13 protein-coding genes are annotated in these 16,802 nt (G+C 65.2%); 6 read left to right on the top strand and 7 right to left on the bottom strand.

Features of this window, described 5'->3' with window-relative positions; genetic code table 11:
* Position 1 precedes the first annotated feature (1 nt).
* From ABY44_RS01440 to ABY44_RS01425, 4 genes are all read right to left on the bottom strand, one after another.
* Positions 2-1,423 (bottom strand): AmpG family muropeptide MFS transporter, encoded by a 1,422-nt coding sequence (locus ABY44_RS01440; RefSeq protein WP_059675221.1) that lies wholly within the window; start codon positions 1,421-1,423, stop codon positions 2-4.
* 118 nt (positions 1,424-1,541) lie between these two features.
* Positions 1,542-2,150, bottom strand: a complete 609-nt coding sequence (metW, locus tag ABY44_RS01435) for a methionine biosynthesis protein MetW (RefSeq protein WP_021156285.1) — start codon at positions 2,148-2,150, stop codon at positions 1,542-1,544.
* On the bottom strand, positions 2,147-3,292 hold the full coding sequence (gene metX, locus ABY44_RS01430) for a homoserine O-succinyltransferase MetX (RefSeq protein ID WP_059700472.1): 1,146 nt from the start codon (positions 3,290-3,292) through the stop codon (positions 2,147-2,149). The genes metW and metX overlap by 4 nt, the downstream gene beginning before the upstream one ends.
* A gap of 343 nt (positions 3,293-3,635) precedes the next feature.
* The gene (locus ABY44_RS01425) at positions 3,636-6,500 is read right to left on the bottom strand and encodes an autotransporter outer membrane beta-barrel domain-containing protein (RefSeq protein WP_431640766.1); all 2,865 of its coding nucleotides are present in this window, start codon (positions 6,498-6,500) and stop codon (positions 3,636-3,638) included.
* 668 nt (positions 6,501-7,168) lie between these two features.
* On the opposite strand from ABY44_RS01425, the gene ABY44_RS01420 reads away from it, so the two are divergent.
* The 4 genes from ABY44_RS01420 to ABY44_RS01405 all read left to right on the top strand — a co-directional run bounded on the left by ABY44_RS01420 (position 7,169) and on the right by ABY44_RS01405 (position 12,550).
* Positions 7,169-7,702: a fimbrial protein gene (locus ABY44_RS01420; RefSeq protein WP_059700468.1), complete on the top strand. Its 534-nt coding sequence runs from the start codon at positions 7,169-7,171 to the stop codon at positions 7,700-7,702.
* A gap of 124 nt (positions 7,703-7,826) precedes the next feature.
* Complete coding sequence (locus ABY44_RS01415; protein ID WP_134256952.1) at positions 7,827-8,594, top strand: fimbrial biogenesis chaperone; 768 nt, start codon at positions 7,827-7,829, stop codon at positions 8,592-8,594.
* A gap of 162 nt (positions 8,595-8,756) precedes the next feature.
* Complete coding sequence (locus tag ABY44_RS01410) at positions 8,757-11,381, top strand: fimbria/pilus outer membrane usher protein (RefSeq protein WP_060174247.1); 2,625 nt, start codon at positions 8,757-8,759, stop codon at positions 11,379-11,381.
* Between the two features lie 107 nt (positions 11,382-11,488).
* The gene (locus tag ABY44_RS01405) at positions 11,489-12,550 is read left to right on the top strand and encodes a fimbrial protein (protein WP_155637993.1); all 1,062 of its coding nucleotides are present in this window, start codon (positions 11,489-11,491) and stop codon (positions 12,548-12,550) included.
* A gap of 87 nt (positions 12,551-12,637) precedes the next feature.
* On the opposite strand, the gene slmA is transcribed toward ABY44_RS01405, so the two are convergent.
* Genes slmA through argB form a run of 3 tightly spaced genes read right to left on the bottom strand, consistent with a single transcriptional unit; the run spans position 12,638 to position 14,954 of the window.
* The gene (slmA, locus tag ABY44_RS01400; RefSeq protein WP_059700462.1) at positions 12,638-13,300 is read right to left on the bottom strand and encodes a nucleoid occlusion factor SlmA; all 663 of its coding nucleotides are present in this window, start codon (positions 13,298-13,300) and stop codon (positions 12,638-12,640) included.
* Positions 13,267-14,058: a pyrimidine 5'-nucleotidase gene (locus ABY44_RS01395; RefSeq protein ID WP_059700460.1), complete on the bottom strand. Its 792-nt coding sequence runs from the start codon at positions 14,056-14,058 to the stop codon at positions 13,267-13,269. Before ABY44_RS01395 ends, slmA begins: the two co-directional genes overlap by 34 nt.
* Positions 14,055-14,954: an acetylglutamate kinase gene (gene argB / locus ABY44_RS01390; protein WP_006490510.1), complete on the bottom strand. Its 900-nt coding sequence runs from the start codon at positions 14,952-14,954 to the stop codon at positions 14,055-14,057. The genes ABY44_RS01395 and argB overlap by 4 nt, the downstream gene beginning before the upstream one ends.
* 318 nt (positions 14,955-15,272) lie before the next feature.
* Here argB and ABY44_RS01385 point away from each other — a divergent pair, with 318 nt between their 5' ends.
* Together ABY44_RS01385 and ABY44_RS01380 are read left to right on the top strand one after the other, a co-directional pair.
* Entirely contained in the window at positions 15,273-15,497 is a 225-nt protein-coding gene (locus ABY44_RS01385) for a cysteine-rich CWC family protein (protein ID WP_059700458.1), read from the top strand.
* Positions 15,498-15,589: 92 nt separating this feature from the next.
* The coding region (locus ABY44_RS01380; RefSeq protein ID WP_431640763.1) for an ATP-binding protein at positions 15,590-16,802 on the top strand (1,213 nt) is incomplete at its 3' end.

Raw genomic sequence — 16,802 nt, 5'->3', positions numbered from 1 at the left:
GTTACTGCGCACGGCTGGCCTCGCCGTTGCGTGCGGCGCCGTTCCACGGCGCGATCCTGAACAGCAGCAGCATGCCGGGAATCGCGAGCGCGGTGCACACGATGAAGTAGTCGAACCAGCCGATCTTCGCGACGATGAAGCCGCTCGCGGCCGACGCGAGCGTGCGCGGTACCGACGCGAGGCTCGTGAACAGCGCGAACTGCGTGGCCGTATAGCGCGGGTCGGTCGTGCTCGCGATGTACGCGACGAACGCGGCCATCGTCAGGCCGGTCGTGAAGGTTTCGAAGCCGTAGACGAGCGCGAGCGCGACGGTCATCGGGCTCAGATGCGGCGTGACCTCGAAGCCGAAGATCGACAGGAACGACGCGAGCGCATGGCTGGCCGCGACCGTGAAGTCGTAGAGCGCCGCGAGCACCGGCGAGCCGGGGCCGACCTGCGCGAGCCACGCGAAGCCGAGCGTCGACACCATCTGCAGCGCGCCGAAGACCCACAGCCCGCGGCCGATGCCGATCTTCACGAGCCAGACGCCGCCGATGATGCCGCCGGCGACGCTCGCGACGAGCGCGGTGGTTTTCGCGACGATGCCGATCTCGGTGCGCGAGAAGCCGATGTCGAGGAAGAACGACGTCGACAGCGTGGTGGCCATCGTGTCGCCGATCTTGAACAGGAAGATGAATGCGATGACGAGCAGCGCGCCGGCCCAGCCGTCGCGCTGGATGAATTCGCGGAACGGCAGCACGATCGCGTCGCGCAGGTTGCGCGGCGGCGCGCCGACCACTTCGGGCTCGCGCACCAGAAGCGTCATCAGGATGCCCGGCAGCATGAACGCACCGGTGAGCGCGAACACGGCGTCCCACGGCATGTGATCGGACAGGATCAGCGCGAGCGAACCGGGAATCAGCGCGGCGAGTTTGTACGCGTTCACGTGCACCGCGTTGCCGAGGCCCTGCTCGGTGTCGCGCAGCAGCTCGCGGCGGTATGCGTCGATCACGATGTCGGAACTCGCGCCGAAGAACGCGACGAGCGTGGTGAGCGCGGCGACCGTCCAGATCGAATCGCGCGGCGACACGAAGCCGAGCGCGGCGATCGCGCCCGCGACCAGCACCTGCGTGAGCAGCATCCAGCCGCGCCGGCGGCCCGGCCGCCAGCCGGGCAGGCGCGGGATGTAGCGGTCCATCAGCGGCGCCCACAGGAACTTCCACGTATACGGGAACTGGATCAGCGCGAACAGGCCGATTTCCTTCAGGTTCACGCCTTCCGAGCGCAGCCAAGCCTGCACGAGATAGACGAGCGTGAACAGGGGCAGGCCCGACGTGAAGCCCAGGAACACGCAGATCAGCATGTGCGTGTTCAGATAGGCTCGCCAGCCGGGGTGATCCTCGTGAGCGGTGAGTGCGGGCGCCTCGTGTGGCGATTTCGACATGGACAGAAACTGGGTAGCGTTGACTGATTGCGGCGGCAGCGCAGGCGGCGGTGCGAGCGACGCGAGAGGGGCGGCCGCACGCTCGTGCGGGCCGGATCTTCCGTCAACGGCCCCCGGCTCAGCTGCGCTTGACGCGGTAGACAGCAAGACTACCACGCCAGTTCGCTCCCCATCGAATCGGCTGGCCTTCGTGCAGCACGACGCGGTCGAGGATCGTGACGCCGACTTCCGGCGCGAGCGCCTCGAAATCCTTGATCGTCAGCACCCGGACGTTCGGCGTGTTGTGCCACTGGTAGGGCAGCGATTTCGACACGGGCATCCGGCCGTGCAGCACCGACAGCCGGTGCGACCAGTAGCCGAAGTTCGGGAACGACACGATGCACTCGCGGCCGACGCGCGCCGTTTCGCGCAGGATCGCGGCAGTCTGGTGGATCGTCTGCAGGGTTTGCGACAGGATCGCGATGTCGAAGCTGTGGTCTTCGAACAGCCGCAGGCCGTCCTCGAGATTCTGCTGGATCACGTTGATGCCGTTCTTCGCGCTCGCGAGCACGCCCGCGTCGTTCAGTTCGATGCCGTAACCGGTGACGTCCAGTTCTTCCATCAGCAGCGCGAGCAGCGAGCCGTCGCCGCAGCCGAGGTCGAGCACGGTCGAGCGCGGCTCGACCCAGCGGGCGATCGTGCGGAAGTCCGCGCGCGCGGACAGGGAATTCAGTGCTTGCTGGTTCATGCCCCCACCTCGATGGCGATTCGTTCGTAATACGCGCGGAGCAGGTTGTGATAACGCGCGTCGTCGAGCAGGAACGCGTCGTGGCCGTGCGGCGCGTCGATTTCCGCGTAGCTGACCGTGCGCTTGTTGTCGAGCAGCGCCTTCACGATCTCGCGCGAACGCGCCGGCGCGAAGCGCCAGTCGGTCGAGAAGCTCGCGATCAGGTATTTCGCCTGCGTGTGCGCGAGCGCGGCCGTCAGGTTGCCGTCGAACGCCTTCGCCGGGTCGAAGTAGTCGAGCGCGCGCGTGATCAGCAGGTAGGTGTTCGCGTCAAAGTAGTCGGCGAACTTGTCGCCCTGGTAGCGCAGGTACGACTCGACCTCGAACTCGACGTCGAAGCTGAAGTTGTACGCGTCGAGCGCCCCGTCCGCGCGGCGCAGCGCACGGCCGAATTTCTCGGCCATGTCGTCGTCGGACAGGTACGTGATGTGGCCGATCATCCGCGCGACGCGCAGGCCGCGCTTCGGCTTCACGCCGTGCGCGTAATAGTCGCCGCCGTGGAAGTCGGGGTCGGACAGGATCGCCGAACGCGCGACCTCGTTGAACGCGATGTTCTGCGCGGACAGCTTCGGCGTCGACGCGATGTCGATACAGTGCGCGACGCGCTCCGGATACATCAGGCTCCACGCGAGCGCCTGCATCCCGCCGAGGCTGCCGCCCATCACCGCGGCGAAGCGTTCGATGCCGAACGCGTCGGCGACGCGCGCCTGCGCGTGCACCCAGTCCTCGACGGTGACCACCGGGAAGCGTGCACCGTACGGCGTGCCGGTCGACGGATCGACGCTCATCGGGCCGGTCGAGCCGAAACACGAGCCGAGGTTGTTCACGCCGATCACGAAGAAGCGGTTGGTGTCGAGCGGCTTGCCCGGGCCGACCATGTTGTCCCACCAGCCGGTGCTGCGCGGATCGTCCGCGTAGACGCCGGCGACGTGATGCGACGCGTTGAGCGCGTGGCAGACGAGCACCGCGTTCGAGCGCGCGGCGTTGAGCTCGCCGTACGTCTCGACGACGAGCTGATAGTTGCCGATTACGCTGCCGCTTTGCAAGCGCAGCGGTTCGGCGAAGTGCATGGTCTGTGGAGCGACGATGCCGATCGATTCCATTCGTTCCGCCTTATGCCATATGACTGGGCGGCTAAATGGTGTCGGCGGGGCGCGGAGTCGAAGGTGCGCGGCTGACGACCTCTTTAGCCGCATTTGTAGTGAACCGCCGGGGAGCGACGCGCGACGCATCAAGGCCCCGGCCGGTTCGCGCGCCCGCAATCGAGTCAGCAAATCGGCGCGCTTCCGACCTGCCGCCAGGGAGGCGGCAAGTCGGACGAGTATAGCGGAAATTGCGGGACCCGGATTCGGGAGGTGCGCGGGGTGGCCGGCGGCCCGGCCCTGCGGATCCGCTGGCCCGGCCGGAACCGCCTGCGCGGGAGCAGGCGGCGCAGGCCGCGCCCCGTCACCAGTGGTACTTCGCCGCCAGCTCGCCCTTGACCACCGCATAGTCGGACAGGTTCGCCTCCACCCCGAGGCCCGCTGATATCGCGAAGCGCTTCGACACCTGGCCTCGCGCTCCGATCCGGAACGCCGCGCGGTCGCGCGGGACGCTGAACGAGAAAGCATTGCGGTCGAGCGTCAGCGTGCGCGAGCCGGGGCCGTGCCACCAGTTCGCCTCGATGAACGGGCGCAACTCACGGCCGTGCGACATCGCGGTCACGCCGTGCACGCGTACGCCCAGGCGGGTGAGCACATCGGTGGCGCCCTGGCCGTCGAGGCGGCCGCCGGCGGTGCCGTGCGCGTCCGCGCGATAGTCGGACACGACGAGCTGCGCTTCGGGCTCGACGAAGAACCGCGTGTCGCCCCGCTCGTAGAACCCGAGTGAATAGCCGGTCTCGATCGAACCGGTCACGGTGCGCGACCGATACGAATCGGCCGCGAGGCTGCCGCCGACGCTGTTCGCGTAGGCGCCGTACATGAACCAGGCATCGACGTAAGGGCCGGTCAGGATGTCGCGGCTGCCGTACCACGTGCCGTACACGCCGACGTTGTAGCCGGCCACGCTGCCGCGCGCGGTGGCGTTCGTGACGCGCCCCTCGATCGGGTTCCACAGCGGGCGTGTCGACCAGTTCGTCTGGCTGCCGTACATGCCCATCGCGCCGATGCGCACGCTGCCGCCGCGGCCGTCGTCGAAGCGGAGCAGGTCGGCGCCCGCGTGAATCAGGCGGCCGTTGCCCGACACGCTGCGGTTGCCGCCCGACATCGACGTCATCTGGCCCTCGGCGCGCAGCCACACGGCGCCGTCCAGCGGGCCGGTTGCCTCGGCGCGTAGCGAACGATCGTCGCGCTGATGCAGCGAATGAATCGCCATCGTCGCTGCGGCGTCTGCGTTTGCCAGATACGCGTCGGGTTCCGGTGCGGCGGCGCGCGGAGGAGGGGGGACGACTTCCGGCACGATCGGCGGATCGGGCTGGACCGGCGGCAGTGGCTTTGCCGCGGAGACGAGATACCAGTCTTCCGCCTGCCCGCCGTCGCCGCCACGTTTGAGCATGTAATCGTAGCCGCCTGCCGACAACGTACCGAAGCCGTTCCGGTAGCCGTCCGATGCCGCATCGAGCGTGAATGCCGATGCATCGGTCGTGCCGCCGTTGCGGGTTTCGACGAGCGGGATGCCGACGGTCGTCGCCGCGCCGTCGCCGCCCGCGCGCTTCACGACGATGCCGGTATCGCCCGATGCGTGGCCGCCGTCGATCACGAGACGGTCGGTGGGCGACGCGTCGTCCTGCAGCGTCGTATGGAGGACGAGCTTGCCGTTGCGGGCCGCATAGTCGCCCGTCACCACGAGCGTGCGCGGTGTCGGCGCGCCTCGGGCCGCCGGCGCGTCGAATGCGATCGTCGAATCGTTCAACGCGACGGAGCCGACCGACGAATCCGCGGTGACGGTCCAGAGACTGTTCGTGTCCAGCGACAGCGTGCGAACCGCGTCGGTCGCGCCCGTCCACGCGGACGCGTTCGTGAGCGCGACGTCCGTCACCGCGTGCGTCGGACTGCCGTCGTCGGTCGGGTGGTTGACGATGTCGCCTGCGGCATGGGAGCGCTCGTCGAGCGTCAGGCGTACCGGCGCACCCGACTCGGCATGGACGGACAGCAGCTTGCCGTTGCCGCCGATCGCGCGCGTGCCGTTTTTCAGCGTGACCGTCGCATCGGATGCGTCGATCGCGCCATGGCGCTCGCTGACGAGCGTGCCGTCGTCGATCGTCAGCGTGCCGCCATGGACGGCCGCCCCATACGCGTCGGCGCCGGTCGTGCGGGCGTCGCTGCGCAGCAGATCGACCGTGCCGCCGACACTCGCATGCAACGCGGTGGCTTCGGCGCCGTGCGTCTCGACGCTCGTCTCGGTGAGCGAGGCGACGGAGCCTGCGCCGGCCGACAGCACGCCGCGCGCGCGTTCGCCGCTCGTCACGATGCCGCCGCGTGTCATCGCGACCTTGCCGCCGAGCCGGGCGATGGCGCCGATCGAGCGCGCACCGGTTGTGGTGACGTACGTATCGATCGCTTGTGCGACGGGCGCGTTCGCAAATTCCTTCGAGGCATACAGGCCATGGGCGCTCTCGCCGTGCGTGAGCACGTTCGAGCGGGCGAGTTCGACACGGCCTTCGCGGGCATCCACGCCGAGCGCGGCATAGCCGCTCGTTTGCAGGAGCGAGTCGCTGAACGTGACGGTGGATGTGCCCGGTTTGGACAGCGCCGACGCGTAGTCGCCGATTGTCATGATGTCGACTCGATCGAAGGCCGCACGCACGTCGCCGTGACTCACGAACACGCCGAAAGAGAATTCGCCGCCGGTGATGATCTTCGTATCGGCGACGCTCACGGAGGCGCCCGGCGCATAGTGCACGGCGACGCCATGCGCTTCACGGCCGCGTGTGGCAATCAGGCTGTCGGAGAGATCGATGTGGCTGTCGGCGCCGTCGACATAGGCGCCGTGGGCACTGTCATTGTCCGTATCGATGGAAAGCTGTCGCGCCACCACGCTGCCTCCCTGGCGCGCATCGATTCCCGTGCCGAATATGCCGCGCGTGCGGATTTCGGCGTTGTTCAATTCGATATATGAGCGGGCCCCTTCGGCGATTGCGCCGCTTGAACCGTGGCCGAACGTGAACAGGCGCGTCTTGCCGCCGGTAGTGAGCGTGCCGCCGTTGAGTGCGGCCAATGCTGGAGCGCCATGGCTGAACGTCGAATAGTCGCCGGGCGCGACTTCGAGCGCGGTGCCGTCCGCACGCTGGCCGTTACCGCCGGGAGATTGGGCCTGGGACGGCAATGACATCGCCGTGCCGGCGAGTATCGCCGCGCGGGCGAAATGCCCACCGATGCCAAATTTGAAGAGCACATGCCTGCATTTCACTGGTTCACTCCGGTTTTGCTTGAATGTTCGAGCGAAATGTATCTTGTGAGAGAGGGTTTGGAAATTTGACGAGTTCGAATTTGCAGACCGAATTGTTGCCGTACCGGCATCGCGAATGCCCGATTGCGCCACGCTGTTCGTACCCGTCATGTCGGGTACGGGCCATGCACTGAATGGCGACGGAGACGGTCACCGTGACTGATCCGATTCATGTCGTGAATCGGCCGTGCGATGCGGTCGGGGCGCTGGGGCGTGATCGCACCGCGATCAACTGGTGCGGCAAAGCAGGTGCGAGTGTTGTGTGTTCCCGAGACAGGGTAAGCAGGAGCACCGCTGCCGGACATCAATTGTTATGTATCGATGACAGTGGGCGATAAAACATGGCGTGACGCCTGTCGATCGACGAACTTTCGTACATTTACGATGAAATCCGACGATAAATTAGGACGACGATGGGTGTGATGAACTTGTGTTTTTTCGGAAAATTCCCAGCGAAATGCCGTCGCCGGCAACGGGGATGATCGATTTGTCCTGAAAAAAAGCGACGGAACATTTCAACTTTACCTTAAACCTTATAGGCAATTATCGACATGAAAAAAGCGTTTGTTCCGATGCTGCTGGCCGGTATTTCAGTCTTGATGCTTGCCCCCGCCGCGCACGCCGCGGACGGATTGGTCGAGTTCGATGGTGTGCTGACATCGGCAACCTGCACGATCAATAACGGCAGCAAGGATTTCACCGTCACGCTGCCGCCGATGTCCACGAAGACGCTGGCCGCGCCGGGTTCCTGGGCCGGTCGTCAGGGGTTCAAGCTGTCCCTGACCGATTGCACGCCGTCCACGGGCATCGTGAGTGCGTACCTCGAGCCCGGTCCGACGGTGAATTCGGCCACCGGCAATCTGAAGCCTGACGCCGGCGGGGCGACGAAGGTCGAAGTTGCCCTGCTCAACAGCAGTTACGACCCGATTGATGCATCGAAGCCGATCGGTCAGCAGAACGTCGACAAGGTCAGCCTTGCTTCGGGCAAGGCCGACCTGCAGTTCTACGCACAGTACCAGTCGCTCGGCAACGCCACGGCGGGTGCGGTCAAGTCGCGCGTGAACTACACGATCACGTATCAATAAGCACGCCGCGTAGGCGGCCGGTAATTTCACCGCCGCCCCTTCGCGTTCTCGTATCAAGCCGTTTCGTCGTCACGCGAGACGGCTTCTCAGGAATGACGCGAGTACATATTAAATAGGAATGCGTATGAAAATTTCGTGGAGAAACGGATTGTATGCCGCGCTGCTTGGCCTGAGCGCGGCCGCGGCGATCGACAGTGCACACGCGAGCGTGGTGATCGACAACACGCGCGTGATTTTCCGCGGCACCGAGCGTGAAACGTCGATCAAGATGACGAATGCAGGTGACCGGCCCGCATTCGTTCAGGTCTGGATCGACAAGGGTGAGGTTCAGGCGTCGCCTGAGACGATCGACGTACCGTTCACGTTGACGCCGACCATGTTCCGTCTCGATGCAAAGAAGGGGCAGACGGTCCGCATGATCTATACCCGGGAACCGCTTGCGCAGGACAGGGAAACGCTGTTCTGGCTGAACGCGCTCGAGGTGCCGCCGAAAGCGACGGATGAGGAAGCCGGCGAGAACTACCTGCAATTCGCCTTCCGTACCCGCATCAAGGTGATGTACCGACCGAAGGGGCTGTCCGGCGATCCTCTGGACGCACCCGGGAAGGTGAGATGGTCGGTTATGCGAAGCGAAGGGGGCGGCGGTTATGTGCTGAAAGGCGAGAACCCGACGCCGTATTTCGTCAATCTCGGTGAGGTCACGCTGAAGTCTGGCGGCCGCAGCTATAGCGCCGGAAACGGTTACGTCCCGCCGTTCTCGTCCGAAACTTTCCCGATCGAAAGGCTGGCACGGCAGCCGGATGCCGACGCCGAAGTCGATTACCTGTCCATCAACGACTACGGTGCCGGCGTGCCGGGCACGCACCCGCTCAAGAGCCCGGCGCAACGCTGACCCGCGGCGGCGTGGCACGCATGCCGCGCCGTGCCTGACCGGCCGCATCGACGCGGCCGTCCTTCCCTGAATTGCCTCCCGACGTCGAAAGACACAACCGCGCCTTCAACGGAGCATTTTGCCCGGTCTCCGGGCGCACCGAGTAATGAAGTGCGTGACACCATGACGAAGACCGTAAAACCCGAAGCGCAGGGTATCCTGCCACGCCTGCGGCCGCTTTCTGCCGCGGTGCTGTCGATGTTGTCCACTTATCAGGTGGTGGCCGCTGAAGTCGAATCGAGCAATGCGCGATTCATGGTCGCGCCGATCGAGTTCGAAAAGGAATTTCTCGCGCCTGGCAGCAGCGCGGCGACCAATCTTTCGCGCTTCGAAAAGGGCGACACGGTGCTGCCTGGTACATACAACGTCGACGTTTACGTCAACGAACGCTGGGTCGGCCGTATCGACGTCCCGTTCAAGGAGCCGGACGGATTGCGTGGCAGCAATGCGCGCGCCTGCTTTGACAAGCCACTGCTGCTTCGCACCGGCGTCGATCTGACCCGGCTCGCCTCCGCAACCGCCGAGGCGCTGGACGTGCCGGGCGCGTGCCTGCCGATAGAACAGGTCATCGACAGCGCAAAGGCAGACTTCGATTTCGGCACGCAACGTCTCGATCTGACGATCCAGCAAATGTCGCTCAGCCGAAATCCGCGTGGTTATGTCGGCCAGGCGTACTGGGATAGCGGGGTGAACGCCGCATTTCTCGGCTACGACACGAATGTCTATATGTACAACAGCCACGGTGCGGAAACGCAAACGCAGGGATATGTCGGGCTGAGCGCCGGCATGAACCTCGGCCCGTGGCATTTTCGGCATGACGGTTCATACAACTGGAGTTCGCAGAGCAAGGGGCAATATCAAAGCCTCAGGATTTTCGTGCAACGCGATGTGCCGCGCCTGTCGTCCCAACTCACGCTTGGCGAGTCGTATACCACCGGTGAACTCTTCGATTCGGTTGCGTTCCGTGGTGCCCGACTCGCAAGCGACGACCGGATGCTGCCCGACTCGCTGCGCGGCTACGCGCCGACCGTACGGGGCGTGGCCAACAGCAACGCCAGGGTGACGATCAGGCAGAACGGCGCGACGATTTACGAGACGGTCGTCGCGCCCGGTGCATTCGAGATCAACGATCTTTATGCGACAGGGTACGGCGGCGACCTCAAGGTGGACGTTACCGAGGCGGACGGCCGCGTGCATTCCTTCAGCGTGCCCTATGCCGCGCTGCCGTTGTCGTTGCGGCCGGGCATCAGCCGTTACAGCATCACGGCGGGCACGCTTCGCGATGCATCGCTCTCCGGCAATCCGCCGTTCATCCAGGGAACCTGGCAGCGCGGTTTCACGAATGCACTGACCGGATATGTCGGTGCGGCGGCCGCCGAGGGTTACGCGACAGCGTTGGTGGGCGGCGTGCTGGCCACGAAGGTCGGTGCGTTCAGCTTCGACTACACGCAATCGAACGCGCTGATTCCGGGATCGGGCCGGATGGTGGGCGGCAGCATGCGAATCGGTTACTCGAAGAATCTTCCGCAGACCGGCTCGGACATTTCCATCGCAGCCTATCGCTATTCGACCGGCGGCTTCCTTGACCTGGTCAATGCCATGCAGATGCGCGACGCAAGCAAGCGTGGCCTGACTGCGGGAGGCAACGTGGTGCGTCCGCGCAACCGCGCACAGGCGACGATCAGTCAGTCGCTCGGTCAGCGAGGCGGCGTCGTATCGCTGACGGCGTCGACGGTGAATTACTGGAATCGCGCCGGTTCCGATATCAACTACTCGGTCGGTTACAGCAATACGATCCGCAACATCAGCGTGAACCTCCAGGCGACGCGGCAGCAGATGCAATTCGGCCGGCAGAGCACGCTTTACTACGCGAGTCTGACGATTCCGCTCGGCCGTGATCGCCCGCTCACCATCAGCTCAAGCGTGTCACGCGATACGAGCGGCAGCACGCAGGTTCGGACGGCCATGACGGGTTCGCTTGGCGCGGATCGCAATCTTTCGTACGGCGTGAACGTCAACCACGTTTCCGGCACCGGTCAGGGCAGCACGTCGGGCAGTGCAAATGTGCTGTATCACGGCCGCGTAGCCGATATTTCGGCCAGCGCGGGCACCGGAAAGGGGTATTCGCAAGGCTCGCTCGGCGTGCGCGGCGCGTTGGTTGCGCATCCGGGCGGGATCACGCTGTCGCAGCCGGTTTCTGAAACATTCGGGATCGTCGAGGCAAAGAATGCCCAGGGGGCGCGCGTCCTCAATTCATCGGGTTTGCGAGTGGATGGCCGTGGCTACGCGATCGTGCCTTACCTGACACCCTATAGCGTCAATTCGGTCGATATCGATCCGAAGGGGCTGTCCACCGATGTCGAATTGAAATCCACCAGTCAGCAGATCGCTCCCCGCGCAGGGGCGATCGTGATGCTGAAGTATGAAACCGAAATGGGCCGCTCGGCGGTGATCCACACCACGCGGTCGAACGGCAAGCCGTTACCGTTCGGTGCAGATGTGATCGACGTACACGGCAAGCGTGTCGGCATAGTCGGGCAGGCCAGCAAGATATTCGCCCGGGGGCTGGAGGATCGCGGCGAACTCTCGGTCAGATGGGGCGAGGAGCCCGACGCGCGGTGCCGCATCACATATGACCTGCCGGTGCGTGAAAAACATTCGGGATCGGACAGCTACCAGCGTGTTGATGCGCTTTGTCGCAGCGCAGAGCCACCGACCGATGGAATGGATGCTGCACCCGGCGAGTAACACGCGTCTACGCGGACAACGTCGCAGGCGCCGCGCGCTCGTCAAGCCGCGACGCCAGCACCGACGGGGCGCTGACTGGAAGAGACGCGGCGCGTCGCGGAAAGATCGTGGCGGTCGATGCCCCGCGAAAGACATTCAAGTTGATCGATAGAGAAATTGCGATGAAAAAATGGAAATGGATTATTGCGATGGCGATGATGTCGGGGCTGTCGGGTCTCGCGCACGCAGCCCCTTATTGCTTCACCATCAATCCGACTGGTCCGTTAAAGACGGCAGAGTACAATTTCGACGCCAATAAAATACCGCCATTCAATCCCAATGTGCCGGATGGCACGCTGTTACTCGGCATAACGCTAGAGTCGGACAATGTCCCGCCGCCGTTTTGGATTCGATGTGTGTACCCTATATTTAGCCTTTCTTATTGGCATTCTCCTTTGCCGGCTTACGGTGTCAATCAGAAGATGTTTCAATCGGGGATTGAAGGCGTTGCGGTAAAAATAGCGAGCAGTGGGAAGTTTCTTCCGATAGATAGTCGGGATGCGTATTATCCGGAATATGAGATAGGTGTTGGTGGTGGTAACAAAGCGTCCGTGATGCTGCAATTTTACAAAATCGGCCCCATTACGGGAAAAGGCAGATTGTCGGGCGAGTTTGCTTTTCACTCGGTGACCTCTCTGACGGACAAAGTCGTCAGCTATCGATGGTCCGGTGATTTACAGATCAAGGCGCCGACCTGTAATGCTGCTGCGGCGACGCAAAATGTGGATCTCGGTACCTATTCCACAAAGAAATTCACCGGGATCGGCTCGACCTCGGATTTGAAGCCTTTCGCGATCAACTTGATCTGTTCCGGTGGTGACGAGAGCGTCGATGCGAAGCTCTATATGACTTTGACCGACGTCACGTACCAGTCCAACACGTCGAATACGCTGAATCTCTCGTCCGATTCGACGGCCAAGGGATTGGGCATCCAGGTTTTCAAGGATTCGACGCTGCTCAGCTACGGGCCCGACTCGTCAGTGGCGGGGAACAAGAATCAGTGGTATGCCGGCACGACAGGTAACGGCTTCTTCTCGATCCCGTTGAGCGCCCGATTCATTCAGACGTCGCCGACCGTTACCGCGGGCAAGGCCAAGGGGCGAATGACGTTCACGCTCAGTTACCAGTGAGGCGTCGCTGGCGGAGGGCGGCCCGATGTGTCGCACGCTTTGCCGACCGCGCGTGGCGACGATGAACCGTTTTGCCGCCGACCACGCTTACTGCAGGATCAGCCGCAAATGCGCATCGGCCTGCTCGCCGGGCGGTTTCTGGAACCCGCCTTTCGCGAAGCGATGCCACCGGCCGATCACATAGCTGACGAGCAGGCTCGCGCGGGCGGCGGGATCGTAGTCGGCGGGCAGCGCGAACGGCGCCGCGCCGTCGGGCGCTTGCGCCTCGGTACGCGCGACCCGCAGGCACTGCTTGACGGTCGCCTCGATCCGGTCGAGCAATTGGTTCACGCGCTCGGTCAGACGCTCGTCCTCGCCGACCAGCGCCTCGCCGGTCAGCACGCGCGTCATGCCCGGATTCTTCGCGGCGAAATTGAGCATCGTCAGTGCGATCGTGCGCGCCTGCTGCACGCCGTTCGGCTCCTTCGCGACGATCTGGTTGACGAGCCCGAACAGCGCCTGCTCGATGAACTCGATCAGCCCTTCGTACATCTTCGCCTTGCTGGGGAAGTGCCGGTACAGCGCGGCTTCCGACACGTCGAGCCGGGCCGCGAGCGAGGCGGTCGTGATTTTTTCGGGTTTCGGCGCCTCGAGCATCGCCGCGAGGGTCTGCAGGATCATCACGCGGCGCTCGCCCGGCTTCGGGCGCGGGCGGGCAGGTGTGGTCCGGCCTTCGGTTACGGCTTGGTCCTGCGGGTAAGTCGGCTGCATTTTTGTCGCCCCGATCGTGTGCCCAGTCGGAGCGATTTTAGCGAACGAATGCGCTGGTCGACATAAAGTGGGCGTCCGGTGCCTGGCAGGTGGCCGGGAAGGTGGCCGGTGATCCACACCGTGCCGATGCCGAGGCGCTTGTAGCGCTTCAGGTGGCCGAGCGTATCCTCGACGAGGATCGCGTCGGACGCACGGGCACGTACGGCGCGCAGCGTACGGCGCAGCATCGTGTGATCGGGCTTCGCGCGCCATGTGCGGCGGTCGCGCATGTGCTCGATCGCGATCACGCGTTCGAACAGCCGCTCGATGCGCAATTCGCGCAGCACCGCGCGCGCATAGTTCTCGGGCGCATTGGTCAGCACGAACTTGCGGCCCGGCAGCGCGGCGATGATGTGCGCGAGGCCGCGCTCGGCGCGCACCATCGCGGGAAGATCGGCGAACGTGTGGACCACGCGCAGGAAGTCGTGCGGATCGATCGGATGGTGGCGCGTGAGGCCGAGGAGTGCGGCGCCGTAGCGCTGCGTGTAGCCGGTGCGCAGGCGGTCGGCTTCGGCGCGCTCGACCTGCAGCGCGTCGATGATGTACTGCGTCATCGCGCGGTTGATCTCCGGAAAGATCGCGTGCGATGCGTGGTGCAGCGTGTTGTCGAGATCGAACAGCCAGACGGGCGAGCCGGCGTGCGGCCGGCTGCGGGAGATGCGCCGGCGTCGCAGCGACGCCGGCAGGTCGGGGCCGGAGGGTTTGCGGCGCGCGCTCAATGCGAGCGGATCATCGTGCCGAACGGCTGCTCGGTCAGGATTTCCAGCAGCACCGAATGTTCGATCCGGCCGTCGACGATGTGCACCGACTTCACGCCGCTCTTCGCGGCGTCGAGCGCCGACGAGATCTTCGGCAGCATGCCGCCGGAGATCGTGCCGTCCTCGAACAGCGCGTCGATCTCGCGCGCCGACAGGTCGGTCAGCAGGTTGCCGTCCTTGTCCATCACGCCGGGGATGTTGGTCATCATCAGCAGCTTCTCGGCGTTCAGCACCGTGGCGAGCTTGCCCGCGACCAGATCGGCATTGATGTTGTACGAGAGGCCGTCCTCGCCGAAGCCGATCGGCGAGATCACCGGGATGAACGCGTCGTCCTGCAGCGCCTTCACGACCGCCGGGTTGATCGCCTCGACTTCGCCGACCTGGCCGATGTCGATGTACTGGCCCGGGTTGTCGCGGTCCGGCATCAGCAGCTTGCGTGCGTGGATCAGGCCGCCGTCCTTGCCCGTCAGGCCCACTGCGTGGCCGCCGAAGTGGTTGATCAGCATCACGATGTCCTGCTGCACTTCGCCGCCCAGCACCCATTCGACGACTTCCATCGTCTCTTCGTCGGTGACGCGCATGCCCTGGATGAAGGTGCCGGCCTTGCCGATCTTCTTCAGCGCGTGATCGATCTGCGGACCGCCGCCGTGGACGATCACCGGGTTGATGCCGACCAGTTTCAGCAGGATCACGTCGCGCGCGAAGCCTTGCTTGAGCCGCTCTTCCGTCATCGCGTTGCCGCCGTATTTGATGACCACGGTTTTCCCGTGGTAACGGCGGATATACGGCAGCGCCTCGGCGAGGATTTCTGCTTTCAGCGTGGGGGCGATCTGCGAGAGGTCGATGGGCTCGGACATGGCGGCGGCTCTGGCTGGGAACGGTTGAAACACGGCGAATTGTACAGGAGTGGCGCAGCGCAGCATCGGGTTTTTGGACGGGCCGGAACACGTGCGGCGCGGCTCGGGTACAGCGCGCGGCGGCCCGCCGGCTATGGCGCGGCGCGATGCGGGCGGCCGTTCGGGCGACGGTGTGCGCAACGGTGCGCGGGTAGCGGTGCCGAGGTGGCTCGCGAGCGTTTACGACGGTCGTCGGCCGGATGGACGGCGTGCAAAATCCGTTCGCCGCGCTATGCTTGTCGCGTAGGGCGGTTTCACGCCCGCTTCCGCGTTTCCGCCATGACCGATCCCGCCGCCGACGCCCGTTCCGCCCCGCGCCGCGCGCGTTGCCCGCACTGCGGGCGCAGCTTCGACTGCGGCGCCCGCTCGCAACCGTTCGAATGCTGGTGCGCGTCGATGCCGGTCTTGCCCGGCGGTACGCCGCCGGCTGCCGGCGCGCGCTGCCGGTGCCCCGAATGCCTGGCCGACGAGATCGCGCAGCGGATGGCCGGCGCGGCCGGCTGACGGCACCGGCCGTGCACGCAGCGCATCCCGTTCACCGCGTTCCGATCCGGCCCCGCTAGAGGCGCTGCCCGCTAAACGGGTAAACTGCCCGGATGCAACGAATCACCACCACCGGGCGCGTCAACCTCAGTCACCTGTTCTGGCTCCGCAATCTCGCGATCATCGGCCAGCTCGTGACGATCGGCGTCGTGCAGACCTATTTCGGCGTGCATCTGCCGTTGCCGGCGATGCTGATGGTCATCGCGCTCGAAATCGTTTTCAACGCGCTGACCTGGGTGCGCGTGCTGCGCGCGCGGCCCGAGACCAATTTCGAGCTGCTCGGCCAGCTGTGGGTCGACCTCGGCGCGCTGTCCGCGCTGCTGTTCCTGTCGGGCGGCACGACCAACCCGTTCGTGTCGCTGTACCTGCCTTCGCTCGCGATCGCGGCGGCCGTGCTGCCGTGGCACCTGATGATCTGGCTCGCGGCGTTCGCGGTCGCGTGCTACGCGGCGCTCGGCTTCGACTCGGTGCCGCTCAACATGGATAACCCGGCCAACCTGTTCGACTACTACCGTACCGGGATGTGGGCGAACTTCATGGTCAGCGTCGGGCTGATCGCGTGGTTCGTCGCGCGCATGTCGAATGCGCTGCGCCAGCGCGACGCGGCGCTCGGCGAAGCGCAGGCGCACCTGCTGCGCGACGAGCGGGCGGTCGCGCTCGGCGTGCAGGCCGCCACCGTCGCGCACGAGATGGGCACGCCGCTGTCGACGATCGCGATGCTTGCCGAGGAACTGCGCGACGCGGCGCGCGCCGATCCGGGGCTGGCCCGCTACGAAGCCGACCTGAAGGTGCTCGAGGAGCAGATGACGCTTTGCACGTCGGCGCTCGCGCGCCTGCGCAGCCGCGCGAGCGCACCCGCGAGCCGCCAGCCGGTGGACGACTGGCTCGACACGTTCGTCGAGCACTGGCGCCTGCGGCATCCGCACGTGCAGTTCGAGCTGCTCGGTGCGCGCCCGGCGGGCGTCGCGCTCGACGACACGGTCGCGGCCGGCCAGATCCTGACGATCCTGCTCGACAACGCCGCGCGCGCGAGCCCGCAGCGCGTGACGCTGGCCGCGAAGGTCGCGCACGCCGGCGCGGCCGACGAGATCGAATTCGAGGTGTGCGACGACGGGCCCGGCATTCCGGCCGCGCTGCGTGAGTCGCTCGGCGCGATGCCGGTCGACAGCACGCAGGGCGGGCACGGGGTCGGCCTGTATCTCGCGTTCAGCGCGGCCGCGCGGCTCGGCGGCGAGATCGAACTGTCCGATGTCGTGCCGCGCGCGG

This window comes from Burkholderia sp. ZZQ-2 (assembly GCF_050768715.1).
Taxonomy (GTDB): Bacteria; Pseudomonadota; Gammaproteobacteria; order Burkholderiales; family Burkholderiaceae; genus Burkholderia; species Burkholderia cepacia.
This window is presented reverse-complemented; position numbering and strand designations above follow the sequence as displayed.